Origin of the sequence: Gilliamella sp. wkB18 (assembly GCF_001690875.1) — a bacterium.
In the GTDB taxonomy this organism is placed as follows: Bacteria; Pseudomonadota; Gammaproteobacteria; order Enterobacterales; family Orbaceae; genus Gilliamella; species Gilliamella apicola_A.
Genome location: NZ_LZHM01000060.1, coordinates 1 through 809, shown reverse-complemented (window position 1 = coordinate 809; position 809 = coordinate 1). Strand labels below are relative to the sequence as shown.

Sequence of the window (809 nt, the reverse complement as noted above, 5' to 3'; positions counted from 1 at the left end):
AAGTGTTTCCATACTTACTGTCATACCAATATACAGCTGATACGAGCCATAAGCCGAAGCAGTGACAGAATCGATTAACAAATTTTAACTAACAGGTAATAACTGATGAAAACACAAATCAAAAAAATCTTAATATTAGGTAGTAGTTTACTGATGTTATCGTTACTGACAGGGTGCGATTTTACCGATTATAAAACTTTGATACAAAATGACAATGATTATTATAATCCAAGCGGTTATAAATCAGTTTGTTTAAGGGTCGGTAAGGTTTATGAAGATATGTATCCTTATACTACAAAATATATGCCTGGTTATCATAAAGATTTATATTATCGTGATCCAATTTATGTTAATCATAAATTAAATAAACGATTAGCCCTTTATGCCAAAGAGGGATTATTTACCGAAGAGCTGGTTGGTCATGACGGCGATAAGCCTCTGTACCGTTATAATTTAACGGAAGAAGGTCGCAAATACGTAGATTGGTGGGGGGGCACTAACTTCTGCTTTGGTCGGGTTGTGGTTGACAAGATTACCAAAGTCGATAATCAACTTAAGGGTATGAGAATGGTATCATTCAGTTACCACATGGAAAATGTGCCAAATTGGATAAAAAATAAGGATATTTATAGCTTGTATCCTAACTTTTTCGATATTGAAGCAGCTGCAACAGGTAAAGAATTAGCCAGAGGGACTCATTATTATAATGTTAATGATTACGGTGAATTAACCTTGAAAGCAGGGAAGAGTGGTAGTTATTTTTTATAAAGTTATTTTAATTCATTAGATTACTGTTAAGTTTAAGATTT

1 protein-coding gene is annotated in these 809 nt (G+C 33.3%); it reads left to right on the top strand.

Annotation, left to right across the window (positions count from 1 at the left end):
• Positions 1-105: 105 nt before the first annotated feature.
• Positions 106-768, top strand: a complete 663-nt coding sequence (locus A9G48_RS06430) for a hypothetical protein (RefSeq protein WP_065575964.1) — start codon at positions 106-108, stop codon at positions 766-768.
• Positions 769-809 lie beyond the last annotated feature (41 nt).

Coding starts and splice junctions, on each gene's coding strand:
- A9G48_RS06430 (WP_065575964.1), top strand. CDS start 106: ATGAAAACACAAATCAAAAAAATCTTAATATTAGGTAGTAGTTTACTG.